Below are 25,252 nucleotides of genomic sequence, written 5' to 3' on the forward strand. Positions count from 1 at the left end.
CCACAAAGGGCAATGTATATACAGACTGTTGCTTACAATTTTGTGAAGTCTGCCAGAATTTAAGTCCGGTAAACCAGAAATGCTTCACAGATAGCGCATCGCGGTGCAATGAGATATAAGTAAAACAATAAGTTATTCGCTCGATGTAGCGCAGAGACACAACACGAGGTGGAGAATGTTAGAACAAATTTGCCAGCTGGCCCGCGAGGCCGGGGTCGCTATCATGCAGGTTTATGACGGGGTAAAGCCGCTTGAGGCAACCCATAAGCTTGATGACTCCCCGGTGACGGCGGCAGATCTGGCTGCGCACGATATTATTCTGAAGGGGCTGAAAGCGTTGACGCCGGAGATTCCCGTGCTGTCAGAAGAAGATCCCCAGTCGTGGGATACCCGCCAAAGCTGGCAGCGCTACTGGCTGGTCGATCCGCTGGATGGTACAAAAGAGTTTCTGAAGCGTAACGGCGAGTTCACCGTGAATATCGCGCTTATTGAAGGCGGGAAAGCGGTGATGGGCGTTGTCTATGCGCCCGTGCTGAAGATTATGTACAGCGCCGCAGAAGGGAAGGCCTGGAAAGAAGAGTGTGGCGTACGCAATCAGATTCATGTGCGGGATGCCCGTCCACCGCGCGTGGTGGTCAGCCGGTCTCATGCCGCCAACGATAGCGAGCTGAAAGAGTATCTCCAGCAGATGGGCGAGCACCAGACCACGGCCATTGGCTCATCGCTGAAGTTCTGCCTGGTGGCCGACGGCCAGGCTCAGCTCTATCCTCGCTTTGGGCCAACCAATATCTGGGACACCGCAGCAGGGCATGCGGTGGCGGTCGCTGCCGGGGCGCACGTTCATGACTGGCAGGGCAAGCCGCTGGACTATACCCCGCGTGAGTCGTTCCTGAACCCCGGCTTCCGCGTTTCTATTTACTGAGTAACCCTTGCAGCAGGCTAATCACCTGCTGCACTTCCTGCTGGGTTAACGGACCATCTTTGGCGAACTGGATCCTGCCTTCTTTATCCAGCACCACGATAGCTGAGCCACCCTGTTGCAGCTGCCACGCCTTCGCCGCTACGCCGTTGCTGTCGACGATAAACTGCGACCACGGAAACTCTTTCTTATTACTTTCGATGCTGCTGCGCACAAACATGCCGGTGCCAACAATTGCGTCGTCGGTATTCACAATGGTGGTGGTCTGGTACTTATCATGCGGGAATTTTGCCGCTTTGATGGCTTCGACCATGGCCGCATTTTCTTCTTTGGCGCTCGAACGGCCGGCAATATGCTGCAGGACTCTCACTTTCCCAGGCAGCTGCGCGCTATTCCAGTTTTTATAACTAAACTTACTGTTATCCAGCACCAGCTCGCCCTTGTCGGTAATACCAATAGGGGAAACGCGCTGGTTATTTTCAAAGTTATGGGCTGAGGCCATAAGCGGCAGCAGCAGAAGAGACAGCGCCAGCGTTTTGCGCAGGGTCATCGGTGACTCCTTATTGTTGTTAGCAGGTGATCCGACCACTTGGGCCAATGTTTTAAGCATATGTGCTGAATAAGCATCTGTCCCGCAAGCAAAGTGCCAGTTTGCGGGCTGACGCACATAACCCTGAAATTTGAAGGCTTACGCTGCCGTTTTTTACATTTAAAAATATTGTTCTGCAACTTTGTAATCTTTTAGTAAAAAAACTTCTACACACTAGGTGACCTTCGATATCTGGACTATAGTTTTCGAGCACCAAACTTTTTCGCCTCATTTTGTCGGGCCAAATGTAGCTCGCAGAGGCGTTAACATGCAGGAGTAAAGAACAATGAAAATTTTCCAACGTTACAACCCCCTTCAGGTGGCGAAGTACGTGAAGATCCTGTTCCGTGGACGGTTGTATATCAAGGACGTTGGCGCTTTCGAATTTGATAAGGGCAAAATCCTTGTCCCGAAGGTTAAGGATAAGCAGCACTACTCGGTCATGTCCGAGGTCAACCGCCAGGTGATGCGCTTACAGGCGGATATGGGCTAGGCCCATAGATGAACGTAAAAAAAACGGCCCCGAAGGGGCCGTTAATGTTTCTGCGGTAAGCCTACTGTTCCTGAGGCGCTTCACCATCAGGCAGCTTTGGCGATAGCGCGACAGGCTTATTGTCGATACGCGTCACCAGCAGCTGGTCGATGCGGTAGTTATCAATATCCACCACCTCGAACTTGTAGCCGGAGAACTTCACCGAGTCGGTGCGTTTCGGGATCTTACGCAGCATAAACATCATGAACCCGCCGATGGTTTCGTAGTTACCGGACTGCGGGAACTCGTCGATATCCAGCACGCGCATCACGTCGTCAATCGGCGTGCCGCCTTCCACCAGCCATGAGTTTTCATCACGGGCAACGATTTGCTCTTCCATCCCCTGGCCGACCAGGTCGCCCATCAGAGTGGTCATCACGTCGTTCAGGGTAATGATGCCCACCACCAGCGCGTATTCGTTCATGATAACCGCGAAGTCTTCCCCGGCGGTTTTAAAGCTTTCCAGCGCTTCGGAGAGCGTCAGGGTATCCGGCACAATCAGGGCGTTACGCAGATGCACACCGCTGTTCAGCGCCATGCTTTGGTTGCCCAGTACGCGGTTCAGCAGCTCTTTGGAATCAACATAGCCAACGACGTGATCGATATCGCCGTTACACACCAGGAACTTGGAATGCGGATGTTCAGCGATGGTGGACTTCAGGCTTTGCTCGTCGGCGTGCAGATCGAACCAAATCACGTTTTCGCGCGAGGTCATGGAGGACGGCACGGTACGTGATTCCAGCTCAAAGACGTTTTCAATCAGTTCGTGTTCCTGCTTACGCAGTACGCCCGCCAGCGCGCCGGCTTCAAACACCGCATAAACGTCGTCAGAAGTAATGTCGTCTTTACGCACCATCGGCAGCTTGAAGATACGGAAAATGACGTTGGCCAGGCCGTTGAAGAACCACACCAGAGGTCTGAAAACAAACAGACAGAAGCGCATCGGGTTGATAATACGTAAAGCAACCGTTTCGGGAGAAATCATACCGATGCGTTTCGGGGTGAGGTCTGCGAACAGAATGAACAGGCTGGTGACAAGGGTGAATGAGATAATAAAGCTGAGCTGGTCGGCGAGTTCCGGAGCCAGAAAACGCTCCAACAGAATTTTAAACGCCGGTGAGAAAGCCGCATCGCCGACGATACCGCCGAGAATGGCCACGGCGTTAAGGCCAATTTGTACGACGGTAAAGAACATGCCCGGCGTTTCTTGCATCTTTAGCACGCGCTGGGCATTGACGTTGCCTTCATCGGCCAGCAGCTTAAGTTTGATTTTACGAGAGGCGGCAAGCGAGATCTCAGAGATTGAGAAAAAGGCACTAATAGCAATAAGGATAAGTATTATCAAAATACTGTTTAACATAATTTATCTGGCTGTTGTGGCCAGGTCCTCGGAAGGGGAAAGTGGATAAATCTTAGGGGTCAAACACAAGAAATGCTGGCCGCTTTTGTGAACGAGCCAGCAAATTCAAGGAGTAGTATAGCGTAAGGAAGGGATGTGCTACCAGAGGCTGTAATTTAACCGGTGATTAGCCGGATTTTTATTGATCTGTTTTTTTGATTAATGGGCTTAACGGTTAGCGCATTGTATAAGCTGCTTTTCTTCTTTTTATCCCCGGAACTTTTCGTCTCTTTTTGCCACTCACCTGACCGGTTAGCCCATTATCAGGAGAGCATTCACATGGTCAATTCCGTTACTTCCGCGCACAGGCATGCGGCGGAACCTCCTCCTTTGCCGGAACACGGCGGCCAGCGGCCGGCATCGATTGCTTCCAGCTCGTCGGTGGCCACTTCTGCAGCCGTCAGCGCGCATGAAAGCCTGCATTTTGTGGGGGACAGCGTTTATGGCTCGGCCAATGAAGCCGCGATCCATCACCAGCTTGGCGCGCTGTTTGGCAAACATATTAACGGCGATAACCATGCTGAAATGCATGCCCTGATTGAGTCGAGAACCCGTGAATTACATAAAATGGGGGAAACGCCCGCCTCTGTTGAAGCCGTGCTGACCAAAGGGCACCAGCTGGACAGGCTAGGGCAAGTTGCGCGAGGTGCCGTGCGAGCTATTCCGTTTGCCGCCGCGTCTGTCGCCTTCGATAAAGTCCCGTTGTTGAGTGCTTTTGCCCACACTGCGGCGGAAATTGGTCTCCATGCTGGCCTGCAGTCCAGCATTGCCGACACCATTGGTACCACGCTGCTTAACCGCGCCACGGCAACGAATCCCTGGCTGTCTGCCAAAGACAGCGACCTGCATCCGGCCATGCGCGAAGCGATCAAAGATCTTAAACCGAGCCTGTTGACGACAGTGGCAGAAACCGGGTTAGCCATTCAGACCTATTCCGCCCGCAATCTTGCACGCCTGGCGACGGCGGCCACGCTGACGCATTTTGCCGGGGCGAAAGTGGCCGGTGAAGCCGATACATGGCTGTCCGCAGCGGGTGGTGTGGTGGCTGGTGGTGCAATGAGCGCTATTCTCCATGCGGTGGACGAAAGCAAAGGCCGAACCGGGCCGGAGTATTTGCTGGGGCGCAACGACTGGCAGCAGCGGTTCACTGAATTGAAAAATACGCATGTGGTGAGCGATACGCTTAAAAACGCCGCTCAGCGCGTGGCGAAGCTGCCCCTGGACATTGCCACAGACAGCCTGAAAGCGACGGCAAGCGTTCTTTCTGCACCGAGCCTTGGGAAAACGGCGATGCTGGCCGGAGGTTTTGCCGGTGTGATTAGCCTGCGTAGCGCCATTGGCGGAGCGATTGCCAGCGCCTTCCCCAGAGTGAATGCTGCATCGCTTAGCGCCATCAGCCATGCGACCAACGTCGTGGCCTCTGCCCCGGTGTTCTTTGCCGTGCCTGCGGCTGAGATTCTCGCTGACGCCGTGGCGGACAAAATGACGCAAACGTTACAGGAAAAGGTCCCGGTGGCCGTGAACTCGGCGGCAGGCTGGATCGGGCATCAGCTGCAGGCGGCCCTAAATCGCCAGCCAGCCACCACCCTTAATGCCGCAGAGCAGCAGGTGTAAGGAACCGATGGGGGAGTTACGTCCACATACAGGCAGTCTATTTTCGGAGCCTGATTATGCATATTAACTCTACGACGGCGCGACCTTCAGGTCTGCCACCATTCTCCACCACATCCTCAACGGCAGCGGTGAAAACCGCTTCCTCTGGCCTGCACGCTAGTGATTTACACGGCGATCTTAAGAATTGGACCGCTGCGGCTCCTACAGCGGAAGAAGGCAAAGCCAGAGCGGCGGCCTGCAGCGAAATCATGAATAACTTTCAGTGCCGTGGGGAAACATTAGATCTGAGCGAGCGAGGTCTGACGGCACTACCTGACTCCCTGGGCGCACTGACGCACCTTAAACATTTGAATCTGTCCGGCAACCCGCTGCAGACTTTTCCGGCCAAAGCGCTTTTACAGTTGGGGTCCCTGCAAACGCTGCAGCTGGCGATGAATCAGCACAACCAGGGCGTGCCTTTTCGTCGTTCACATGAACGTTTTGCGGATGAAGGGTACAAACTGCAGTTTTTTGCCCAGGGCAATAACCGTGCGCAGGTCATTCATCAGCCGCCCCGGCAGAAAACTGCCTTGTTCACCACCGACCTGGCGCCTTGCCTGGCGGCGATGATTGTTCAGGATGGGAAAAGCCTGGCGCTGCATATGGATAACCCGCAGCGCAGTGGTTCAGGGGGAATTCCTCTGGAAGATATGCTGTCCCGGCATTTGTATCCTTCGGCGCACAAAACCGAGGTGTTTCTGGTCGGAGCTAACGATCAGGGCTCGGCGGGTAACGTGCGGGCGATGCTGGCGGCGCTGAATAAGCATGGTGTGGCAAATAACATCAGCATGGCCAGCCTCGGGAATGGGCATACTTCCGCGACGCTGGATGTGAATAATCAAAAGGCGTGGGTTGGCTTTGGTTAACGACGTTAAAGAAAAAGCCAGTCGGTTGACTGGCTTTATCGCGAAGCTTACTGAGGCGGCAGGCAAACGCCGATGCCGCCAATGCCGCAGTAGCCGTGCGGATTCTTATACAGATATTGCTGGTGGTCGTCTTCCGCATAGTAGAACGGGCCGGCGTTGGCGATTTCAGTAGTGACCTGGCGTTTATCACCGGCGTCATTCATCGCGGCCTGGAAACGTTCAAGGCTGGCGTGGGCGGCTTTGTCCTGTTCCGGCGTGAGCGGGTATATGGCCGAGCGGTACTGGGTGCCGACGTCGCCGCCCTGGCGCATCCCCTGAGCCGGGTCGTGGTTTTCCCAAAACACCTGCAAAAGCTGCTCGTAGCTAACGACTTTCGGATCATAAACCACGCGCACTGCTTCAGCATGGCCGGTCTGGCCGCTGCACACTTCTCGATAGGTTGGGTTGGGCGTGTAGCCGCCGCTGTAGCCTGCCGCGGTGCTGTAAACGCCTGGAATTTCCCAGTACAGACGTTCTACGCCCCAGAAACACCCCATCGCAAACAGCGCGATTTCCATCCCATCTGGTACATTGGTCATTGAGTGTTCGTTAACCACATGAAGCGTGGCCACCGGCATCGGTGTGTTGCGGCCAGGCAGGGCATCGGCCTGCGTCACAGTGTGCGTTTTGTCGAAGAATGACATAGCGTTGGATCTCCCGAAAATCGGTAAAAAAAGCGTGCTGTTGTCATCAGTCGTGCAATTTCAGACAATACACACAAGTTAGAGACTACATTACATATAAGAAAGATTTAGGCTAGTGAGTTATTTTCAACCCTTAGTGTTAGGGTTTTGTTAATCCGCGGAGCGGGAATGACGTTTCCTTCCAGGGGTGGGAACAAGGATATTCAGGAGAAAACGTGCCAGGAATCCGTACTTTATGTATTACAGGCCTGTGTGTGGCGAGTACATGGGCAAACGCCGCGAGCGTGCGCCTGCAGGTTGAAGGACTCAGCGGCGAACTGCAAAAAAACGTCCGTGCTCAGCTTTCCACCATCGAAAGCGATGAAGTGACGCCGGATCGTCGCTTCCAGGCGCGCGTCGATGATGCCATTCGCGCTGGTTTAAAGGCGCTGGGCTACTACGAGCCAACCATTAATTTTACGCTCAAACCACCGCCGCAGAACGGGGGGCGCCAGGTTCTGCTGGCAAAAGTTGATGCCGGCCAACCTGTGTTAATTGGCGGTACCGACGTGATTTTGCGTGGCGGGGCGCGAACCGATAAAGACTATCTGGCGCTGCTGCCCAAGCGGCCTAAAATCGGCACCGTGCTCGATCACGCTGACTACGATAACTTCAAAAAAAGCCTCTCCAGCATTGCGCTGCGTAAGGGCTACTTCGACAGCGATTTCCGTAAGAGCCAGTTAGGCGTATCTCTCGAAAGGCATCAGGCATTCTGGGATATCGATTACGACAGCGGCGAGCGCTATCGCTTTGGGGCGGTGACCTTTCAGGGCTCCCAGATTCGCGAAGAGTATTTGCAAAACCTTGTGCCTTTCAAGCAGGGGGACTATTACCAGTCGAGCGACCTGGCCGAACTGAACCGCCGTCTGTCCGCCACCGGCTGGTTTAACTCCGTGGTAGTGGCGCCCGAATTTGACAAATCACGCCAGACTAAAGTGCTGCCATTGCAGGGCGTCGTGACGCCCCGTACTGAAAACACCATTGAAACCGGGGTGGGTTACTCCACGGACGTGGGGCCGCGCGTGAAGGCCAGCTGGAAAAAACCGTGGATGAACTCCTACGGCCACAGCCTGACAACCAGCACCAGCCTTTCCGGCCCTGAGCAAACGCTCGACTTCAGCTACAAAGTTCCGCTGTTAAAAAGCCCTCTGGAGCAGTATTACCTGGTCCAGGGCGGTTTTAAACGAACCGATCTCAACGATACCCAATCGGACTCCACCACCGTGGCGCTGTCCCGTTATTGGGATATGTCCAGTGGCTGGCAGCGCGCCGTTAACCTGCGCTGGAGCCTCGACCACTTTACCCAGGCCGACGTCACCAACACGACGATGCTGCTTTATCCTGGCGTTAGCCTGAATCGTACCCGCTCGCGGGGGGGCCTGATGCCCACGTGGGGTGACTCACAGCGTTACTCGATCGATGTCTCTAATACGGCCTGGGGTTCCGGCGTCGATTTCGGCGTGTTCCAGGCGCAAAACGTTTGGATCCGTTCGCTGTATGAAAAACACCGTTTTGTCGTGCGCGGCAATGTGGGGTGGATCGAAACCAACGACTTCAAAAAAGTGCCGCCGGATCTGCGTTTCTTCGCCGGCGGCGACCGCAGTATTCGTGGCTATAAATACAAATCGATATCGCCAGAAGATAGCAACGGCAAGTTAACGGGGGCCTCCAAACTGGCCACCGGCTCGCTGGAGTACCAGTACAACGTGACCGGCAAATGGTGGGGCGCGGCGTTTGTTGACTCCGGTGAAGCGGTGAATGACATCAAACGCAGCAACTTCAAAACCGGCGCGGGTGTTGGCGTGCGCTGGCAATCCCCGGTTGGGCCTATCAAGCTCGACTTCGCCGTACCGGTGGGTGACAAGGAAGAGCACGGTTTACAGTTTTACATCGGTTTGGGGCCTGAACTATGAGTCGCTGGAAGAAAATAAGCCTCGCGGTGCTGGCTGTGATTGTACTGCTGATCGCGGCAGTCGGGTTCCTGGTGGGAACTACGCCAGGCCTGCATTTGCTGTTTAAAGGCGCTAATCGCTGGGTGCCGGGGCTGAATATCGCCCAGGTTGACGGCGGCTGGCGCAATCTGACGTTAAAGAACCTGCGTTATGAGCAGCCCGGAGTCGCCGTGCGTGCGGGCGAGGTTCATCTTGCGGTAAAGCTAAACTGCCTGTGGCACAGCAGCCTGTGCGTAAATGATTTTTCGCTGAAAGATGTAGATATTGCGGTCGACACGAAAAAAATGCCGCCGTCTGCCCCGGTGCAGGAAGAGGACAGCGGCCCGCTGAATCTCTCCACGCCGTACCCGATTACCCTGAGCCGCGTGGCGTTGAATAACGTTAACGTGAAAATCGACGACACCACCGTCTCGGTGATGGACTTCACCAGCGGCCTGACCTGGGAGCAGCGTAACCTGACGCTGACCCCGACATCGCTGGAAGGTTTGCTGATTGCGTTGCCGAAAGCCGCGCAGGTGGCAAAAGAAGAGATTGTTGAGCCGAAAATTCAAAACCCTCAGCCGGAAGAAGCGCCGCTCGGGGAAACGCTGAAGCAATTGTTTGAGAAGCCGCTGCTGCCGGAAATGACGGATGTGAATCTGCCGGTAAATCTGAATATTCAGGAATTCCGCGGGGCGCGTCTGCGCCTGACCGGCGATACGGATTTGCTGGTCAACTCTCTGCTGCTGAAAGTGAGCAGCATCGACGGCAATCTCAAGCTGGATGCGTTGGATGTAGACTCCTCGCAGGGGCTGGTCAACGCCACCGGCAGCGCGCAGCTGCGCGACAACTGGCCGGTTGATTTAACGCTTAACAGCACGCTGAACATCGACCCGCTGAAAGGCGAAAAAGTGAAGATGACCGTGGGCGGTGCGCTGCGCGACGAGCTGAAAGTGGGCGTCAATCTGTCAGGGCCGGTGGGGATGCAGTTGAATGCCCAAACCCGCCTGGCTGAAGCCGGGCTGCCGCTCAACGTCGAACTGGACAGCAAGCAGCTTGCCTGGCCGCTGACCGGCGCGAAGCAGTATCAGGCTGACAATCTGAAACTGCGCCTGACCGGCAAAATGACCGACTACAAGCTGGCCTTTAGCACAGCCGTGAAGGGCGACCAGGTTCCGCCTGCCACTATCACGCTGGATGGCAAAGGCAACGAACAGCAGTTTAGCCTCGATAAGCTGCGTGTGGCTGCGCTGCAGGGCAACACCGACCTGAAAGCGCTGGTGGACTGGAGCAAAGCCATCAGCTGGCAGGGGGAAATAACGCTGACTGGCATCAACACGGCGAAGCAGTTCCCGGACTGGCCCGCGAAGCTGGACGGCAAGATCAAAACCCGGGGCAGCCTGTATGGCGGCAGTTGGCAGCTGGATATTTCCGAGCTGAAGCTTGCCGGCAACGTGAAGCAGAATAAGGTCAATGTGGAAGGCACGCTGCAGGGTAACAGCTACATGCAGTGGAAAGTGCCGGGCCTGCATCTGGAACTGGGCCGCAACACGGTAGACGTGAAAGGCGAACTTGGCGAAAAAGATCTTAACCTTGACGCCAACATAAATGCCCCGAATCTGGACAACGCCTTGCCTGGTTTAGGTGGGACGGCGAAAGGGATCGTGAAGGTTCGCGGCGACGTAAAAGCGCCACAATTGCTGGCTGACCTGACCGCTAACGGCCTGCGTTGGCAGGAATTGACGATTGCCCGTGTTCTGCTGAAAGGTGATGTAAAATCGAGCGACCAAATCGCCGGGAACCTCAACCTGCGCGTAGAACGTGTTGCTCAGCCTGGCGTGAAAGTAGATCTCGTCACGCTGGACGCCAAAGGTGATGAGAAGCAGCACCAGCTTCAACTGCGTATTCAGGGAGAGCCTGTTTCCGGACGTCTCAACCTGAGCGGCAGCTTCGACCGTAACGAAGAGCGCTGGCGCGGCAAGTTAACGGATACCCGTTTTGATACGCTGGTAGGGCCGTGGGCGCTCAACCGCGAGCTGACGCTGGACTTCCGCAATAAAGAACAGAAAATCGCCATTGGCCCGCACTGCTGGGTAAACCCGAACGCCGAACTGTGTGTGCCGCAAACTATCGACGCCGGGGCGAAAGGCCGGGCGCTGGTGAACCTCAACCGCTTCGATCTGGCCATGCTGAAGCCGTTGATGCCTGCGGATACTCAGGCCAGCGGCGTGTTTACCGGTAAGGCTGACGTGAGCTGGGACAGCGAAGCTGGCGGCCTGCCGCAGGGCCAGGTAACGCTCAGCGGGCGCGGCGTGAAGGTGGCGCAGGTAGTGAACGGCAATACCTTGCCGGTTGCCTTCGACACGCTAGACCTTAACGCCGAACTGAAGAATAACCGCGCCCAGCTTGGCTGGCTGGTGAAGGTGGCGAATAACGGGCAGTTTGACGGCCAGGTTCAAATCACCGACCCACAGGGGCGACGTAACCTCGGCGGCAACGTCAATATTCGCAACTTCTCCCTGGCGATTGCCAACGCCATCTTCTCGAAAGGCGAAAAAGCGGATGGTACGCTGAACGCGAACTTACGCCTCGGTGGCAACCTTGAACGGCCACAGATGTTCGGGCAAATGCAGCTCAATGGCGTCGATGTTGAAGGCAACTTTATGCCGTTCGAGATGCAGCCAAGCCAGATTGCCATGAACTTCAACGGGATGAACTCCACCCTGCAGGGCGTGGTGCGCACTAAGCAAGGCCAGATTGTGTTAAGCGGCGACGCCGACTGGACGCAAATCGACAACTGGCGGGCGCGCATAGCCGCGAAAGGTAGCAAAGTGCGCATTACCGTGCCGCCGATGGTGCGCCTGGACGTTTCCCCGGATATTGAATTTGTGGCCACACCAAGCCTGTTTACCCTCAACGGGAACGTTGATGTGCCGTGGGCGCGTATCGTGGTACATGATGTGCCGGACAGCGCCGTGGGTGTCTCAAGTGATGAAGTGATGCTGGATAAAGATCTGAAGCCGGTTAGCCCTAAATCCGCCGGGATCCCGATCAACAGCAACCTGACGATTCACGTCGGCAACAACGTGCGGCTGGACGCTTTCGGCCTGAAAGCGCGCCTGACCGGCGATCTGAAAATGGTGCAGGACAAGCAGGGACTCGGCCTCAACGGCCAGATCAACATTCCTCAGGGCCGTTTCCATGCTTACGGCCAGGATCTTATCGTCCGCAAAGGCGAACTGCTGTTCTCCGGCCCGCCGGACAACCCGTACCTGAATATTGAAGCTATCCGTAACCCGGACTCGACCGAAAACAGCGTGACGGCTGGCGTGCGTGTGACCGGCCCGGCAGATGAACCCAAAGCTGAAATATTCTCAGATCCGGCGATGTCCCAGCAGGAAGCCTTGTCCTACCTGCTTCGCGGCCAGGGTTTAGACACTTCCGGTAACGACGGCGACGCGATGACGTCGATGCTTGTGGGCCTGGGGGTTGCACAAAGTGGTCAGGTTGTGGGTAAAATCGGCGAGACGTTTGGCGTAAGCAATCTGGCGCTCGACACCGCGGGGGTGGGTGATTCCTCTCAGGTGGTGGTTAGCGGCTATGTACTGCCGGGTCTACAGGTTAAATATGGCGTAGGTATTTTTGACTCTCTGGCGACGTTAACGTTACGTTATCGTCTGATGCCTAAGCTGTATCTGGAAGCGGTGTCTGGCGTAGATCAGGCACTAGATCTGCTCTATCAGTTTGAGTTTTAGCAATGCGAATATTTGTTTACGGCAGTTTACGACGCAAACAAGGCAACAGCCACTGGATGACCAACGCCCAGTGGCTGGGCGACCACACGCAGGAAAACTACGTGTTGTATAGCCTTGGGCATTATCCAGGCGCCGTGCCGGGTGATGGCGTGGTTTCCGGCGAAGTTTACCGGATAGACGCCTCTACGCTTTCTGAGCTGGACGCGCTGCGCACCAAAGGGGGAGAGTACAGCCGTCAGCTGATTCAGACTCCATACGGCGGCGCGTGGATGTATGTCTATCAGCGTCCTGTCGAGGGGTTAACCCGAATCGACAGCGGGAACTGGCTGGATCGAGAAAAGTATTAATCACACCTAAGCGGCCATGCCAACACATGGCCGTTTTTTTGCCTGCTTCCCAGCGAATTATCCTCTTACCTGATTTTGCAGCACGCTTTGGAAAGTACTTCCCATATTTTTAATCAGCATCTTTTCCTTGCTGGCTATTCCGGCCCTTTCCGCTTATAACTGGCGACATCTTGTACAGTGTTGTTTATACTTTGTATAACATGCCCTGTCAGGAGAGCGTATGCGCATTACCATCAAAAAATGGGGGAACAGTGCTGGTATGGTCATTCCCGGAGCACTAATGGATGAACTAGGCGTAAAAATTGGACAAAGCCTGGAGGCTGAAGTGATGAATAATCAACTGATCATGAAACCCATAAGGAAGAAATACACGCTGGACGAACTGTTGGCTCAGGGCGACCCGTCGGCACCAAAAGTTTCTGAAGAAGACATTTGGGGCAAGGATAACCCGGTCGGGAAAGAAGTTTGGTGAGACGCGGGGGTTTTGAAAGGGGAGATATTGTTCTCGTGGGGTTCAATCCCGCCGTTGGCCGGGAGCAACAGGGAGAAGGCCGTCCTGCTCTTGTGCTTTCAACCCGGGCATTTAACCAGACGGGCACTGCGCTAGTGGCACCTATAACCCAGGGCGGAAATTATGCAAGGGACGCAGGTTTTGCCGTTTCACTTAGCGGATGCGGGACAGAGACCTGTGGCGTGGTGTTAATTAATCAAGCCAGAATGGTCGATCTTGAATGCCGTGGAGCACAGAAACTTGAAACCGTTCCGGCAGACATTGTCGAGGAAGTTTTGGCACGTTTTCAGGCCATCCTCGAATAAACAAAAACACCGCCCTGAGGCGGTGTTTTTTCTTTCTGGCGGGCTAACTTACTTCTTAGCAGCGCGTTCGAAAGAAGCGATGATTTCAGCTTTAGCAGCTTCGGCGTTATCCCAGCCGTCAACTTTCACCCATTTGCCTTTCTCGAGATCTTTGTAGTGCTCGAAGAAGTGAGTGATCTGCGCTTTCAGCAGTTCTGGCAGGTCGTTCACATCTTTGATGTGATCGTATTCTTTGCTCAGCTTGGTGTGCGGAACCGCAACCAGTTTTGCATCTTCGCCAGACTCGTCGGTCATTTTCAGAACGCCAACTGGACGGCAACGGATCACGCTACCTGGCTCCAGCGGGTATGGGGTTGGGACCAGTACGTCAACCGGGTCACCGTCCAGAGACAGGGTGTGGTTGATGTAACCGTAGTTGCACGGGTAGAACATTGCAGTAGACATGAAACGGTCAACAAACAGCGCGCCGCTCTCTTTGTCTACTTCGTATTTGATTGGATCGGCGTTAGCAGGGATTTCGATAACAACGTAGATGTCTTCCGGCAGATCTTTACCCGCTGGGACGTTGAGTAAGCTCATGTCTGTTTCCTTTAACCTGGTGTATTTCAAGTGCCCGATATTATAGCCAACTGCGATTAAATGTCTTTTGCTGTTTTTTGACCGCGAGCCCCCCGACGGGTCAAATACCCCGCTTCAGGCTACTCAAATCTTGAGTCATTTCATTGTCATAATTGAGTTAAACATCATGGCAACAAGCACTTAACGAACGTAAATAACGCAAATTGATTAAACATTTTCCGAAAATTGCCGATAACACGCTCACTACTTTATTCATGAGCCATCGTTAAACCGGGAATTAAGCATGTTGAGAAATTTGTCGATTCGCACGGGGCTGCTGACGCTGTTAGCGGTTATGACGTTCTTGCTGTTGGTTGTAAGCGGCATCGGCATTTATGCCCTGCAGCAAAGTTCCACTTCTCTTGAGCGTATCAACCGCCTGCAGGGTGAGCAAATGGTGCGCATTAGCGATGGCTATATTCTGCTGCTTCGCGCCCGAAACGAGGCAAGCCAGGCGGTACGCCAGATGGAAATTGGCATGCTGGACGACGCGACAAAAGCCACGCAGAAGATCGTGGGTGAAGTTGGGCTGGCGCAGAAAAACCTTAAGTCCGTCATCGACAGCGGCGTGAATGACGACCAGGGTAACGCCCTGCTTACCGGCCTGGCAAAGAGCTTTGGTGCCTATCAGGCGCAAGGTATTACGCCGATGCTTGCCGCGCTGCAAAAGCAAAGCCCGGACGACTATTACGACCTGCTGGAAAAAAGCCTGATCCCGCTGGGGCAGAAGTTTGATAATGACGTGCAGGCTTTCCAGAGCTGGGGTGAAACGCGCGGAAACAGCGAAGTGGCTGCCGTTCAGCTGCACAAGACCCTTGTTCTGGGCTTTATTATTTTTGCCGCGCTGCTGACCGCCGCGATTATTGTGCTGGTCTGGCTGGCGCTGCGCCACCTGCTGTTGAAGCCACTGGATGAGGCGATTCATCAACTGGAGTACGTGGCCGATGGCGATTTAACCCAACCGCTCCCGCAAACGGGCAACAACGAATTTGGCCGTCTTGCCAGCGCGATCGTGGCGATGAGAACCTCGCTGGTGGAGTCGGTCAGCCGCGTGCGGGATGCCTCTTCCCAGATTGATACCGGCAGCCGTGAGCTGGCGGCGGGCAACCTCAATCTTTCCCAACGTACGGAGTCCACGGCGACCTCGCTGGAGGAAACGGCGGCCAGCATGGAGCAAATTACGGCGACGGTGAAGCAAAATGCCGATAACGCCGAGCAGGCGCACAAGCTGGCGAAAGTCGTCTCCGATACCGCCGACCGTGGCAGCGAAATGGTTTGCTACGTGATTGAAAAAATGCGCGATATTTCCGGCAGCGCAGGACGTATTGCCGACATTCTGAGCGTTATCGACGGCATCGCTTTCCAGACCAATATTCTGGCGCTTAACGCTTCGGTGGAAGCCGCCCGGGCAGGTGAACAAGGCCGTGGTTTTGCCGTAGTAGCCGGTGAAGTTCGTACCCTGGCAAGCCGCAGCGCTGAGGCAGCAAAAGAGATCCGCACCTTGATTTCCGATTCGCAAACTCACGTGGGTGAGGGCAGCGAGCTTGCGCAACAGGCCGGGGAAACGATGGACGAAATCGCCGAAGAAATTATGCGTATGACTAAACTGGTTCGCGAAATTGCCAACGCGTCTAACGAGCAAAGCCACGGTATTGAGCAGGTCAATATTGCGGTCAGCCAGATGGATGAAGCGGCACAGCAGAATGCGGCTTTAGTTGAGCAATCCACTGCGGCCACGCATTCGCTTGAAGAACAGTCGCAGCAATTGGTCGCCGCGATGGCTTCGTTCCGCTATTAATCAACAGTCATTCGTAGCGGTGAACGGCATTTTGTCCTCGCCGCTACTCATTTTGGTGGGGTGATTCATCCCCCGGCTTTGCTCTAATATAAAAATTTAACGTATAAACAATCTGTTAGGATTTTTAAGAGGGATCTATGGCAATCTGCATTCAGTGTGATAACGAAGCGATAAAAGACAGCGATTACTGCGCTGTGTGTGAGGAGAAAGAGTTTAAACGTATCCGTGGCTGGCTTTATGTCCCCGCGCTGGGTTTGGTGCTTTCGGTTCTGTTCAACTTTATCGCTTTCGTTAACACTCTGAAAATAATAACGAATAATTATGATTATTTTACCGGGGCTGCCTGGGGAGTACTGATTTTCGAAGCCGTAGGGTTTGCAGGCCTGTTTGCCTCGGCCATTTACGTTTCTAGCCTCTTTTTCCGTAAAAAGCGCCAGCTACCACGCTACTATATTGTGTTGTTCGTGGCAGGAATCGTTTTCCAGGCGTTGGATCTTTACTTCGCCAAGGCCTTCTTCGAAGTGCCGATCGATTTTGACGCGGCAAAAACGTTGATGCGTAACTTCTTTGGGGCCTGTATCTGGATCCCTTATTTCTGCGTTTCCGAGCGAGTTAAGCGCACTTTCGTCCTCTGATTTTCAGCGTGCCGCTGCGGGTATGGCGGCGGCACGCCGTTGTCATCAGGCGTCCGGGTATTCGCGAATAAAGCGCTCTACGTCATCGACCATGTGTTTCGTGCCGACGAAGAACGGGCGGCGCTGGTGCAGCGTGGTTGGGATGATATCCAGAATTCTCTCTTTCCCGTCGCTGGCTTTTCCGCCGGCCTGTTCCGCGAGGAACGCCATTGGGTTGCCCTCATACAGCAAACGCAGCTTGCCTTCCGGGTGGCTGGCGGTGCTTGGGTAAAGATAAATACCGCCTTTCAGCAGGTTACGATGGAAGTCCGCGACCAGGGAGCCAATGTAGCGCGAGGTGTACGGGCGCTTGCTGGCGGCATCTTCTTCCTGGCAGAACTTGATGTACTTCTTCACGCCGGTCGGGAATTTAATGTAGTTGCCTTCGTTAATGGAGTAGGTGTTGCCTCTTTCCGGGAAGCGCATACGTTCCTGGCTCAGGCAGAACACGCCGAGAGAAGGATCGTAGGTGAAGGCGTGTACGCCGCAGCCGGTGGTGTAAACCAGCATCGTTGATGAGCCGTAAACCACGTAGCCTGCAGCAACCTGCTGGTTACCTGGCTGGAGGAAATCCTCCTCGGTGACCGGCGTGCCGACTGGCGTAATGCGGCGGTAAATAGAGAAAATGGTGCCAACGGACACGTTGACATCGATGTTAGAAGATCCGTCAAGCGGGTCCATCAGCACGACATATTTTGCCTGCTCGGCGCCTTCAAAGACCACGATCTCGTCTTCTTCTTCGGAAGCGATACCGGCCACAATACCGCGCGCTTTTAACGCTGCCTTCAGTTTTTCATTCGCGAACAGGTCGAGTTTTTGCTGCTCTTCGCCCTGCACGTTTTCGGCACCGCTCGCCCCCAGGATATCGACCAGACCGGCCTTATTGATATCGCGGTGGATGATTTTAGCGCCCAGCTTTATTGCCGACAGTAAAGCCGTGAGCTCACCGGTAGCATGGGAAAACTCATGCTGCTTTTCGACAATAAATTCACCTAACGTTTTCATAACACTTTCCCTGCATCATTATGTTGGATAAAGCGATCGCAACAATCTTAACAAATTTTCAAATTGTCGCGCACAGGTGAATCGCGCCAGCAAGATAAGGAATATCCTGAAATGCGTTTCGCCTCCGCAGCCATGCGGTTAGAATGTGCGCCAAACAAAGAAAGGATAGTTTCGTATGCGCATTCATATTCTAGGGATCTGTGGCACCTTTATGGGCGGCCTGGCGATGCTGGCACGCTCTTTAGGGCATGAAGTGACGGGCTCGGACGCCAATGTTTACCCACCGATGAGTACGCTGCTCGAAGAGCAGGGGATCTCGTTAATCGAAGGTTATGACGCCAGTCAGCTCGACTCACACCCGGATCTGGTGATCATCGGTAACGCGATGACGCGCGGAAATCCGTGCGTGGAAGCCGTGCTGGAGCAGGGCATTCCGTATATGTCCGGGCCGCAATGGCTGCATGACTTTGTGCTGCGTGACCGCTGGGTGATTGCGGTGGCGGGGACGCATGGTAAAACCACCACCGCCGGCATGGCGACCTGGATCCTTGAAGCCTGTGGCTATAAGCCTGGCTTTGTCATTGGCGGCGTACCGGGCAACTTTGACGTATCTGCGCGCCTGGGCGATAGCCCCTTCTTCGTTATTGAAGCCGATGAATATGACTGCGCGTTCTTCGACAAACGCTCAAAATTTGTCCATTACTGCCCGCGGACGCTGATCCTCAATAACCTCGAGTTCGATCACGCGGATATCTTTGACGATCTGAAAGCGATCCAAAAGCAGTTCCATCACCTGGTACGCATTGTCCCAGGCCAGGGCAAAATTATCTGGCCGGAAAACGACGTCAATCTGAAGCAAACCCTGGCGATGGGCTGCTGGAGCGAGCAGGAGCTGGTGGGCGATCAGGGCCACTGGCAGGCGAAGAAGCTGACGACCGATGCTTCGCAGTGGGAAGTTTACCTGGACGGCGAATGCGTGGGCACCGTGAACTGGCAACTGGTCGGCGAACACAACATGCATAACGGCCTGATGGCCATTGCCGCTGCCCGCCACGTTGGCGTTACTCCTGCTGACGCAGCTCAGGCGCTGGGTAGTTTCGTGAACGCCCGTCGTCGTCTTGAACTGCGCGGTGAAGCGCATGGCGTCACCGTTTATGATGATTTTGCTCATCACCCGACGGCGATTCTGGCTACGCTTGCTGCCCTGCGCGGGAAAGTGGGCGGTACCGCTCGCATTCTGGCCGTGCTGGAACCTCGTTCTAACACCATGAAAATGGGAGTATGCAAAGACGATCTGGCCCCTTCTCTGGGGCGCGCGGACGAAGTGTTCCTGCTTCAACCGCAGCACATTCCGTGGCAGGTTGCTGAAGTGGCGGAAGCGTGCGTGCAGCCAGCACACTGGAGTGCGGATGTGGACACGCTCGCGGAGATGGTAGTGAAAACGGCCCAGCCTGGCGATCATATTCTGGTCATGAGCAACGGCGGCTTTGGCGGTATTCATCAGAAACTGCTGGATGGTCTGGCGAAGAAAGCTGAACAGCAGAGTGAGCAAGCGTTTTAAGCGTAGAGCCTGACGATAAAAAAGGGCGTGCCTGACGGTACGCCCTTTTTGTTTAGTAGAGTTCGGGGGCTTTAGAATCTGGCCCAAAGCGGTTAGTTCCCGGTGTGCCGTCCTGGCAGTTGAATGCCAGAATAATCAGCCAGCCGACAATCGGAATTAACAGCAGCAACAGCCACCAGGCTGAGCGGTCGGTGTCGTGCAGGCGGCGAAACTGGACTGCCCAAAGCGGCAGGAAAACCAGAACGGTATAAATCGTGGTGAGCGCCCCTTCATCCTTGGCGATGTGCAGCCCAAGCATTTTATCCAGCACGCTCAGCACGCCCGCCAGGATGAAGTTCACCAGATGAAACATCCAGTACTCTTTGCGGCGAGCACGCCCGCCAAACCCAATGTAATTTCTTAATGCTTTGAAATACCAATCCATCTAAGGCCTGCCTTGATTATCCGACAATCACCTGAACGGGAAGCGATCGATTCAAGAATAGTCGTGAATGCATAGGCCGTAAATCGTTGTTGCGCTGAATATTCTTAACTCTTCCTAAACCGCTCATCTCGCCCGTGCGGCTCGTCTAAATCTTGTGCAGGGCCGATGGAAATGATGCCGGTTGGGTTGATCGTTTTGTGGCTGCGATAATAGTGGGTACGGATATGCGGGAAGCTTACCGTTTCACGGATGCCGGGTAACTGATAGATATCACGCAGGAAACCGTAAAGATTTGGGTAGTCGCTGATGCGGTATTTATCGCACTTGAAGTGGGTGACATACACCGGATCAAAACGGACCAGGGTCGTCCACAGGCGAATATCTGCCTCGGTTAGCTGCGGGCCGGTTAAGTAGCGATGCTGACCAAGAATTTGCTCCAGACGCGCCAGGGAGATGAAGACTTTTTCAACGGCTTCATCGTAGGCTTCCTGAGAAGTGGCAAAGCCCGCTTTGTACACGCCATTGTTTACCGTGTCATAAATCCAGCCGTTCAGCTCATCAATCTCGCTTTTGAGCTCGTCGGGGTAATAGTTTCCAGCTCGTGCACCAAGCGCATCAAAGGCCGTATTAAACATCCGAATGATTTCTGCGGACTCGTTGCTGACGATCGTCTGGTTTTTCTTATCCCAAAGTACGGGCACCGTCACGCGGCCCGTGTAATGAGGATCGGCCTGCAGGTAAAGCTGATACAGGAAGTCGTGGTGGTAAAGCGTGTCGCCGGTTGCCTCCGGGAAATCTTCCGCGAACGTCCAGCCGTTTTGCAGCATCAGCGGGTTAACGACGGAAACGGAAATAAATGGCTCGAGGCCTTTTAACTTGCGCACGATAAGCGTCCGATGCGCCCAGGGGCAGGCGAGAGACACATACAGATGATAGCGATCTTTCTCTGCGGCGAATCCTGCTTTGCCGGAGGGCCCCGCTGTGCCGTCGGCAGTCAGCCAGTTGCGGAAGGCGGATTCAGAGCGTTTAAAGCGGCCGCCGGTCGATTTGGTGTCGTACCAGACGTCATGCCAGACGCCGTCGATGAGTTGTCCCATTTTTTCTCCTCCTCAATAGCAAAAAAGCGAAGACGGTGTCTTCGCTTTCTCGGTGTTCATCAGTATAGAACGCTTACCATTTTTTATTCAGGACGCGGTCAAGGCTGATTGCGCCCGGGCCGAAGACCGCCAGCAGCAGGTAGCCACCTGCGATGGTGAGGTTTTTCATGAACATAATGGAGTTCACGCCTTCAGCAAAGTTGCTGTGGAACAGGAACGCGGTCAGCACGGTAAACAGCGCGGTGATCAGCGCGGTTGTGCGGGTCAGGAAACCGAACAGAATGGCCAGACCGCCGCCGAACTCAAGCAGAATGGTCAGCGGCAGCAGTGCACCCGGCACGCCCATCGCTTCCATGTACTGCTGTGTACCTGCATAACCGGTGATTTTGCCCCAGCCAGCGGTAATAAACAGGATTGGCATCAGAATACGAGCAACCAGTACGCCAACATCTTCTAATTTTTTCATTTTACTCTCCAGCGGTTCTTCTTTTCCGGCTTACTCGGCCAGGGCTTAAAAGGTGCGCAAACTCCAGTGATTACCGATGTTTGCTGTCGATGGGGAGGATAATAGACGGGGTGAAAAAAGATTGTTAGCAAGGAAAACTGTCTAAGTTCTTCAAATATCCTGAGGAAACTAAGTCAGGAAAGTAAAAATACGAGGTAAGGAAGAGAAGGGCAGAAATAAAAACACCGCCAGAGGCGGTGTTTAAGTTTAGCGCGAGGGGGTGTTAAGCGTGTTACGAATAAGCCGCCAGGTGCTCCAGGCGCCAAATCCTCGTTTGGCCCAGCGCATGAGTTTACCGGGGTGCTTCACCGTCCAGATTGCCAACACGCTGCTGGCGATCATCGCGTAGCTACGCAGGTTGACTAGAGTGTTCCAGCCGCGATCGTAGGGGCTGGTGACCTGTAGCCAGTCGCGTTTTGCGGCGCTGAGATCGAGCCGCTGCTGCTGAACCTGACTGAGTAAATAGGCTTTGCGTTTGACGCGTTCTGCATCACTCATCGCTTATCCTCTTCCAGCAGGTCCCTGTCGTTTTCCAGCTCGCGCCGGGTGTGGCGCAGCAGGGTTGATTGACGAGACTTTCGCAGCGTCCAGATACCGCCGATCAATGCCAGCGACAGCAGGACGGCGGTGGTAGCAATCATGGCGTTAAGACGATACTGCGGATCAACGGCCCAGATAATCAGCACCATCAGGCTCATTAAGCCAAAGGCGGCGAACAGCATGGTCAGGCCGAGCATCAGCAGCAGCTGGACGATGTGTGCTTTTTCCTCTTCCAGCTCGACCACGGCAAGACGCACACGCGTTTCGACCATGCCGACCAGAATCGTCACCAGCCGCTGGCCAACGCCGAGCACGCTTTTGCCCGGCCCCTGGCTTTGGTGAGAATCCGCCATATTAGCGACGAGCCAGCAGCACACCCAGCACGACGCCGACCGCCGCACCAATGCCTACGCCGGTCCACGGATTCTCGCGAACATAATCATCCGCTTTGGCGGCCGCTTCACGGGTTTGTTTGGCGATGGCCTCGCTGGTTTCGCCCAGGCGATCCCGGCTCTCTTTTAGCGTTTTTTCCGCTTTGGCACGCAGTTTGTCCAGTTCAGTTTTTGACTTGTCCGTGGACGCACTCAGGACTTCTTCAAGCGTATCTGCCAGGGATTTCAACTCAGCGCGTAAATGTTCTGACGTAGTATCTTTTGACATAGTTCTCTCCGAGTGTTTGAGATGGATCCTTAAAGTCTGCGACTACACAATCAGTAATCACGCTTCTCTAAAGCTTTGAGGCTATCTTCTGCTTCCGCAAGTTTCTTTTCACGTTTGGTGATTTTGTCCGGGTCGCCCTTCTGGCGGGCTTCGATGAGATCGGCTTTACGCTCTTCGATCTCAGCTTTTTGTTTGGCAATCTTCTTTTGGTGTTCAGCGCGCAGACCTGCGTCGCTGCAGTTTTCACGCACTTCACTCAGCGCTTTTTTCAGGCCATCAATACGGTGCTGATTGTTGTGTTTTTCCGCATAGCCAATCTCGCGTTGAATATCCTGCTCTTTCTCGCTGCAAAGGGTATTTGCCTGTGCGGCAGAAGTTAGCGTGAGTAAAGCCAGTGCCAGTACGGTGCGGTAATTCATGGTTAAACCTTCCATTGTTTGTTAAGACGATTCATAAAAGTATCGGACGATCATACTCCATGCATCGTTCCATTGTGGTGAAAAAACGCTGATAAATAGCGGTGAAAACGGGTAAAGCATAGTCATGAATCTGCTAAAAACCCAGAAGAGGATAGCAAATTCAGACTGAAAGAAGGGGGGACTAGCCGAGGTGGTTGTGGTCAGGACGTAGTATAGAGAGCCAGGCTAGCGCGTCTTTGTCTCCATCCTGTTGAGCAATAACATACCCCTGGGGCAGCGTGCGGTTTAGGACTTCTTTTGCCGCCTCACTCTGTGCGCTGGAATCAAACGTGACCAATAGGGTGTTATTGAGCGGCGTAATGCTTTTAAAGCGGATACCGTTGGCATCCAGGTGGTGCCAGACATAAAAGCCGTCGGGAATGCTGCCGCCCTGCCGTGAGGCACGAATTTCGAGTGTGGAATCCTTATTCTGCATGCCGGACCACACCATCAGCGACGCAATCGCCAGGGCTCCAACAAGCAGCGCCGCCCTCAGGCGGCGAGTGAAAGCAAATTTCATCGAATTCCTCTAGCGACTTTGGCTACGTTTTTTACGCCAAAGCACGATTAACGAACCGACCAGACCGATGACCAGAAGCACCACCGGGATCAGCATCAGGCACGACATCAAAGCGTCTTCGTACTTCAGGAAGACTGGCGTTTTGCCCAGCAAATAGCCCAGAGTTGTCAGAATCAATATCCATAGCAGGCCGCTCATCCAGTTAAAGAACTGAAAGCGCGCGCTATTAAGACCCGATAATCCGGCAATAGTTGGTAGCAGGGTACGAACAAAAGCAATAAAGCGCCCAATGAGCAGTGCAGACAGCCCGTGCTTATGGAAAAGCTGGTGTGAACGCTGGTGATAATGGGCCGGCAGGTGCGACAGCCAGTTTTGTACGATACGGGTATTTCCCAGCCAGCGCCCCTGGATATAGCCCAGCCAGCTGCCGAGGCTTGCGGCGATGGTCAGCAGTGCGACTGTTTCGGGAAAACCCATTGCGCCTTTAGCAATCAGAACGCCAACCAGCACGAGTAAACTGTCGCCGGGTAAGAACGCGGCCGGCAGTATGCCGTTCTCAAGAAATAAAATCATGAACAGCACAAAATAGAGCATGCCAATCATCGACGGATTGGCGAGTGTTTCAAAATCCTGGCTCCAGAGAGCGGAGAGCAGTTGAGTCAGTAGTTCCATTCAGGGTTCCTGGCACTTTGTTTAGGTCGCCGGTGTAAACGGATGAGCAGAATGCAGCATGGTTGTTATTATCATTTGCTGGCTACAACTCACTGCCCGCGCCGCTGAGTCGAAATAACATGACCTAAAACGACAGCGAGAGGGCACGAAACCCACACAGACGGTGAAATTGCATCTAATTGTAACAAAACTACGCGTTATACGTCACAGTATTTGCAGTTTGTTGAGCAATGATTTTGCTTACTGGGGGAGATGCTGGCGAGGGTATTTACAAACGCTGACACTATTTATGGTTTGCTTACCCTCGGCCGTAAAAATGACTATTTTTGACCGTTTGCGGCTGTATCAAGGTGAATGACCGGGTTTTCTGCAAAGAAATAGCGGTCAGCATTGAATTCAAAATCATCGCTGGTGGCGTTAAACAGCATTTGACGGGTATTTTCCAGATGCTGCCACATCGCCAGTTTTGCAGCATGTGGGTCTTTACGAATCAGGGCTTTAAGAATCTGATCGTGATCGTCACACCAGTTATCTACCGGGCGCATATCGATGTGTTCGTGCAGTTTCTTCCAGTACGGGTTGTGGATGCGGTGACTCCACATTTTTTCGACGATGGTTGCCAGCGCGCCGTTTTGCGTAGCCAGTGCAACCTGGACGTGAAACTGCAGATCCCACTCAGAATCACGGTAAGTTTGCTCTTTTCGCGCCTTTTCCTGGATCTCCATCAGTTTCACAATATCTTGCTTGGTGACTTGGGTTGCGGCGAACTCCGCGATATTACTTTCAATAAGCTGTCGCGCCTGCAGCAGCTCGAAAGGGCCATAATTGGCAAACTCAAAGCGCTCATCCGGCACGGTCATGTATTTTGCCTGGTTAGACATCACGTGAATACCTGAACCCTTGCGAACCTCAACGTAACCTTCCACTTCCAGCATGATAATTGCTTCGCGGACGACGGTGCGGCTGACGTTTTTCTCTTCGGCGATAAACCGCTCCGCAGGCAGTTTTTCCCCGACCTGATAAACACCGGTTTCAATGCGTTGTTTTAATTCGGCGGCAAGCTGCTGATAAAGGCGGCGGGGTTCTACGGCATCCATAAGTTGCTCCGGAAGAGGGCTGTACGTGAATAAATTTGTTATACCACTTTTCCGGGTATCGCTCTAGCAACCAACGTGAGAATTGCCGCCCGAA

The 25,252-nt window shown here is 54.0% G+C and carries 27 protein-coding genes; 12 read left to right on the plus strand and 15 right to left on the minus strand.

What is annotated here, in order from left to right; all coding sequences use genetic code 11:
• Window positions 1-175: 175 nt before the first annotated feature.
• Window positions 176-922 (plus strand): 3'(2'),5'-bisphosphate nucleotidase CysQ, encoded by a 747-nt coding sequence (gene cysQ / locus LH86_RS07605; protein WP_039299837.1) that lies wholly within the window; start codon window positions 176-178, stop codon window positions 920-922.
• Here cysQ and LH86_RS07610 read toward each other — a convergent pair.
• Complete coding sequence (locus LH86_RS07610) at window positions 912-1,469, minus strand: YtfJ family protein (protein ID WP_039299840.1); 558 nt, start codon at window positions 1,467-1,469, stop codon at window positions 912-914. The two genes, cysQ and LH86_RS07610, sit on opposite strands and share 11 nt — an antisense overlap.
• Before the next feature lie 325 nt (window positions 1,470-1,794).
• Here LH86_RS07610 and LH86_RS07615 point away from each other — a divergent pair, with 325 nt between their 5' ends.
• Window positions 1,795-2,001: a DUF1107 domain-containing protein gene (locus tag LH86_RS07615; protein WP_008460430.1), complete on the plus strand. Its 207-nt coding sequence runs from the start codon at window positions 1,795-1,797 to the stop codon at window positions 1,999-2,001.
• 61 nt (window positions 2,002-2,062) lie between these two features.
• Here LH86_RS07615 and LH86_RS07620 read toward each other — a convergent pair whose 3' ends face one another.
• Entirely contained in the window at window positions 2,063-3,400 is a 1,338-nt protein-coding gene (locus LH86_RS07620) for a hemolysin family protein (RefSeq protein ID WP_039299843.1), read from the minus strand.
• Window positions 3,401-3,718: 318 nt separating this feature from the next.
• Between LH86_RS07620 and LH86_RS07625 the strand changes: the two genes are divergently transcribed.
• Complete coding sequence (locus LH86_RS07625; protein ID WP_052045555.1) at window positions 3,719-5,053, plus strand: hypothetical protein; 1,335 nt, start codon at window positions 3,719-3,721, stop codon at window positions 5,051-5,053.
• A 56-nt stretch (window positions 5,054-5,109) separates the two neighbouring features.
• Window positions 5,110-5,958 carry a leucine-rich repeat domain-containing protein gene (locus LH86_RS07630; protein WP_081943000.1) on the plus strand — a complete coding sequence of 283 codons (849 nt, stop codon included), beginning with the start codon at window positions 5,110-5,112 and terminating at the stop codon, window positions 5,956-5,958.
• Between the two features lie 47 nt (window positions 5,959-6,005).
• Here LH86_RS07630 and msrA read toward each other — a convergent pair whose 3' ends face one another.
• On the minus strand, window positions 6,006-6,641 hold the full coding sequence (gene msrA, locus LH86_RS07635; protein WP_039299850.1) for a peptide-methionine (S)-S-oxide reductase MsrA: 636 nt from the start codon (window positions 6,639-6,641) through the stop codon (window positions 6,006-6,008).
• A gap of 215 nt (window positions 6,642-6,856) precedes the next feature.
• Here msrA and tamA point away from each other — a divergent pair, with 215 nt between their 5' ends.
• The 5 genes from tamA to LH86_RS07660 all read left to right on the plus strand — a co-directional run bounded on the left by tamA (window position 6,857) and on the right by LH86_RS07660 (window position 13,529).
• On the plus strand, window positions 6,857-8,593 hold the full coding sequence (tamA, locus tag LH86_RS07640; RefSeq protein ID WP_039299853.1) for an autotransporter assembly complex protein TamA: 1,737 nt from the start codon (window positions 6,857-6,859) through the stop codon (window positions 8,591-8,593).
• A complete protein-coding gene (gene tamB / locus LH86_RS07645) occupies window positions 8,590-12,366 on the plus strand; it encodes an autotransporter assembly complex protein TamB (RefSeq protein WP_039299856.1) in 3,777 nt (1,258 codons plus the stop codon). The genes tamA and tamB overlap by 4 nt, the downstream gene beginning before the upstream one ends.
• Window positions 12,367-12,368: 2 nt before the next feature.
• On the plus strand, window positions 12,369-12,713 hold the full coding sequence (locus tag LH86_RS07650; protein WP_008460443.1) for a gamma-glutamylcyclotransferase family protein: 345 nt from the start codon (window positions 12,369-12,371) through the stop codon (window positions 12,711-12,713).
• 220 nt (window positions 12,714-12,933) lie between these two features.
• A complete protein-coding gene (locus tag LH86_RS07655) occupies window positions 12,934-13,185 on the plus strand; it encodes an AbrB/MazE/SpoVT family DNA-binding domain-containing protein (protein ID WP_039299859.1) in 252 nt (83 codons plus the stop codon).
• Window positions 13,179-13,529, plus strand: a complete 351-nt coding sequence (locus tag LH86_RS07660; protein WP_039299861.1) for a type II toxin-antitoxin system ChpB family toxin — start codon at window positions 13,179-13,181, stop codon at window positions 13,527-13,529. Before LH86_RS07655 ends, LH86_RS07660 begins: the two co-directional genes overlap by 7 nt.
• A 48-nt stretch (window positions 13,530-13,577) precedes the next feature.
• Here the strand turns inward: LH86_RS07660 and ppa are convergent, their stop codons facing one another.
• Window positions 13,578-14,108 (minus strand): inorganic diphosphatase, encoded by a 531-nt coding sequence (gene ppa, locus LH86_RS07665; RefSeq protein ID WP_008460444.1) that lies wholly within the window; start codon window positions 14,106-14,108, stop codon window positions 13,578-13,580.
• Between the two features lie 283 nt (window positions 14,109-14,391).
• Here ppa and LH86_RS07670 point away from each other — a divergent pair, with 283 nt between their 5' ends.
• Complete coding sequence (locus LH86_RS07670) at window positions 14,392-15,945, plus strand: methyl-accepting chemotaxis protein (protein WP_039299864.1); 1,554 nt, start codon at window positions 14,392-14,394, stop codon at window positions 15,943-15,945.
• A 137-nt stretch (window positions 15,946-16,082) separates the two neighbouring features.
• Window positions 16,083-16,580 carry a DUF2569 domain-containing protein gene (locus LH86_RS07675; RefSeq protein WP_039299867.1) on the plus strand — a complete coding sequence of 166 codons (498 nt, stop codon included), beginning with the start codon at window positions 16,083-16,085 and terminating at the stop codon, window positions 16,578-16,580.
• 45 nt (window positions 16,581-16,625) lie between these two features.
• Here LH86_RS07675 and fbp read toward each other — a convergent pair whose 3' ends face one another.
• Window positions 16,626-17,624: a class 1 fructose-bisphosphatase gene (gene fbp, locus LH86_RS07680; RefSeq protein WP_008460446.1), complete on the minus strand. Its 999-nt coding sequence runs from the start codon at window positions 17,622-17,624 to the stop codon at window positions 16,626-16,628.
• A gap of 175 nt (window positions 17,625-17,799) precedes the next feature.
• Here fbp and mpl point away from each other — a divergent pair, with 175 nt between their 5' ends.
• A complete protein-coding gene (gene mpl / locus LH86_RS07685; protein ID WP_039299869.1) occupies window positions 17,800-19,185 on the plus strand; it encodes a UDP-N-acetylmuramate:L-alanyl-gamma-D-glutamyl-meso-diaminopimelate ligase in 1,386 nt (461 codons plus the stop codon).
• Window positions 19,186-19,237: 52 nt separating this feature from the next.
• Here the strand turns inward: mpl and LH86_RS07690 are convergent, their stop codons facing one another.
• From LH86_RS07690 to exuR, 10 genes are all read right to left on the minus strand, one after another.
• The gene (locus LH86_RS07690; RefSeq protein ID WP_039299873.1) at window positions 19,238-19,609 is read right to left on the minus strand and encodes a DUF805 domain-containing protein; all 372 of its coding nucleotides are present in this window, start codon (window positions 19,607-19,609) and stop codon (window positions 19,238-19,240) included.
• Window positions 19,610-19,713: 104 nt separating this feature from the next.
• Window positions 19,714-20,706 carry a glutathione S-transferase family protein gene (locus LH86_RS07695; RefSeq protein WP_039299876.1) on the minus strand — a complete coding sequence of 331 codons (993 nt, stop codon included), beginning with the start codon at window positions 20,704-20,706 and terminating at the stop codon, window positions 19,714-19,716.
• 73 nt (window positions 20,707-20,779) lie between these two features.
• On the minus strand, window positions 20,780-21,172 hold the full coding sequence (locus LH86_RS07700) for a DoxX family protein (RefSeq protein ID WP_039289778.1): 393 nt from the start codon (window positions 21,170-21,172) through the stop codon (window positions 20,780-20,782).
• A gap of 246 nt (window positions 21,173-21,418) precedes the next feature.
• On the minus strand, window positions 21,419-21,709 hold the full coding sequence (locus tag LH86_RS07705; RefSeq protein ID WP_039299879.1) for a YqjK-like family protein: 291 nt from the start codon (window positions 21,707-21,709) through the stop codon (window positions 21,419-21,421).
• The gene (locus LH86_RS07710; RefSeq protein WP_039299882.1) at window positions 21,706-22,104 is read right to left on the minus strand and encodes a phage holin family protein; all 399 of its coding nucleotides are present in this window, start codon (window positions 22,102-22,104) and stop codon (window positions 21,706-21,708) included. The genes LH86_RS07705 and LH86_RS07710 overlap by 4 nt, the downstream gene beginning before the upstream one ends.
• A gap of 1 nt (window position 22,105) precedes the next feature.
• Window positions 22,106-22,411, minus strand: coding sequence for a DUF883 family protein (locus LH86_RS07715; protein ID WP_008460461.1), 306 nt, complete (start codon window positions 22,409-22,411; stop codon window positions 22,106-22,108).
• A 50-nt stretch (window positions 22,412-22,461) separates the two neighbouring features.
• The gene (locus LH86_RS07720) at window positions 22,462-22,830 is read right to left on the minus strand and encodes a DUF1090 domain-containing protein (RefSeq protein WP_039299885.1); all 369 of its coding nucleotides are present in this window, start codon (window positions 22,828-22,830) and stop codon (window positions 22,462-22,464) included.
• Window positions 22,831-23,011: 181 nt separating this feature from the next.
• Entirely contained in the window at window positions 23,012-23,389 is a 378-nt protein-coding gene (gene mzrA / locus LH86_RS07725; protein WP_039299888.1) for an EnvZ/OmpR regulon moderator MzrA, read from the minus strand.
• 9 nt (window positions 23,390-23,398) lie between these two features.
• On the minus strand, window positions 23,399-24,061 hold the full coding sequence (yqjA, locus tag LH86_RS07730; RefSeq protein ID WP_039299892.1) for a DedA family general envelope maintenance protein YqjA: 663 nt from the start codon (window positions 24,059-24,061) through the stop codon (window positions 23,399-23,401).
• A 320-nt stretch (window positions 24,062-24,381) separates the two neighbouring features.
• Entirely contained in the window at window positions 24,382-25,158 is a 777-nt protein-coding gene (gene exuR / locus LH86_RS07735; RefSeq protein ID WP_039299895.1) for a transcriptional regulator ExuR, read from the minus strand.
• Between the last annotated feature and the right edge of the window lie 94 nt (window positions 25,159-25,252).

The sequence above is a fragment of the Cedecea neteri genome (genome assembly GCF_000758325.1).
Lineage (GTDB): Bacteria > Pseudomonadota > Gammaproteobacteria > Enterobacterales > Enterobacteriaceae > Cedecea > Cedecea neteri_B.

Coding starts and splice junctions, on each gene's coding strand:
- tamB (WP_039299856.1), top strand. CDS start 8,590: ATGAGTCGCTGGAAGAAAATAAGCCTCGCGGTGCTGGCTGTGATTGTA.
- cysQ (WP_039299837.1), top strand. CDS start 176: ATGTTAGAACAAATTTGCCAGCTGGCCCGCGAGGCCGGGGTCGCTATC.
- LH86_RS07620 (WP_039299843.1), bottom strand. CDS start 3,400: ATGTTAAACAGTATTTTGATAATACTTATCCTTATTGCTATTAGTGCC.
- LH86_RS07675 (WP_039299867.1), top strand. CDS start 16,083: ATGGCAATCTGCATTCAGTGTGATAACGAAGCGATAAAAGACAGCGAT.
- LH86_RS07705 (WP_039299879.1), bottom strand. CDS start 21,709: ATGAGTGATGCAGAACGCGTCAAACGCAAAGCCTATTTACTCAGTCAG.
- LH86_RS07615 (WP_008460430.1), top strand. CDS start 1,795: ATGAAAATTTTCCAACGTTACAACCCCCTTCAGGTGGCGAAGTACGTG.
- exuR (WP_039299895.1), bottom strand. CDS start 25,158: ATGGATGCCGTAGAACCCCGCCGCCTTTATCAGCAGCTTGCCGCCGAA.
- LH86_RS07630 (WP_081943000.1), top strand. CDS start 5,110: ATGCATATTAACTCTACGACGGCGCGACCTTCAGGTCTGCCACCATTC.
- LH86_RS07670 (WP_039299864.1), top strand. CDS start 14,392: ATGTTGAGAAATTTGTCGATTCGCACGGGGCTGCTGACGCTGTTAGCG.
- LH86_RS07715 (WP_008460461.1), bottom strand. CDS start 22,411: ATGTCAAAAGATACTACGTCAGAACATTTACGCGCTGAGTTGAAATCC.
- mzrA (WP_039299888.1), bottom strand. CDS start 23,389: ATGAAATTTGCTTTCACTCGCCGCCTGAGGGCGGCGCTGCTTGTTGGA.
- ppa (WP_008460444.1), bottom strand. CDS start 14,108: ATGAGCTTACTCAACGTCCCAGCGGGTAAAGATCTGCCGGAAGACATC.
- fbp (WP_008460446.1), bottom strand. CDS start 17,624: ATGAAAACGTTAGGTGAATTTATTGTCGAAAAGCAGCATGAGTTTTCC.
- LH86_RS07650 (WP_008460443.1), top strand. CDS start 12,369: ATGCGAATATTTGTTTACGGCAGTTTACGACGCAAACAAGGCAACAGC.
- LH86_RS07710 (WP_039299882.1), bottom strand. CDS start 22,104: ATGGCGGATTCTCACCAAAGCCAGGGGCCGGGCAAAAGCGTGCTCGGC.
- LH86_RS07700 (WP_039289778.1), bottom strand. CDS start 21,172: ATGAAAAAATTAGAAGATGTTGGCGTACTGGTTGCTCGTATTCTGATG.
- mpl (WP_039299869.1), top strand. CDS start 17,800: ATGCGCATTCATATTCTAGGGATCTGTGGCACCTTTATGGGCGGCCTG.
- LH86_RS07720 (WP_039299885.1), bottom strand. CDS start 22,830: ATGAATTACCGCACCGTACTGGCACTGGCTTTACTCACGCTAACTTCT.
- LH86_RS07690 (WP_039299873.1), bottom strand. CDS start 19,609: ATGGATTGGTATTTCAAAGCATTAAGAAATTACATTGGGTTTGGCGGG.
- LH86_RS07625 (WP_052045555.1), top strand. CDS start 3,719: ATGGTCAATTCCGTTACTTCCGCGCACAGGCATGCGGCGGAACCTCCT.
- msrA (WP_039299850.1), bottom strand. CDS start 6,641: ATGTCATTCTTCGACAAAACGCACACTGTGACGCAGGCCGATGCCCTG.
- LH86_RS07655 (WP_039299859.1), top strand. CDS start 12,934: ATGCGCATTACCATCAAAAAATGGGGGAACAGTGCTGGTATGGTCATT.
- LH86_RS07610 (WP_039299840.1), bottom strand. CDS start 1,469: ATGACCCTGCGCAAAACGCTGGCGCTGTCTCTTCTGCTGCTGCCGCTT.
- LH86_RS07695 (WP_039299876.1), bottom strand. CDS start 20,706: ATGGGACAACTCATCGACGGCGTCTGGCATGACGTCTGGTACGACACC.
- yqjA (WP_039299892.1), bottom strand. CDS start 24,061: ATGGAACTACTGACTCAACTGCTCTCCGCTCTCTGGAGCCAGGATTTT.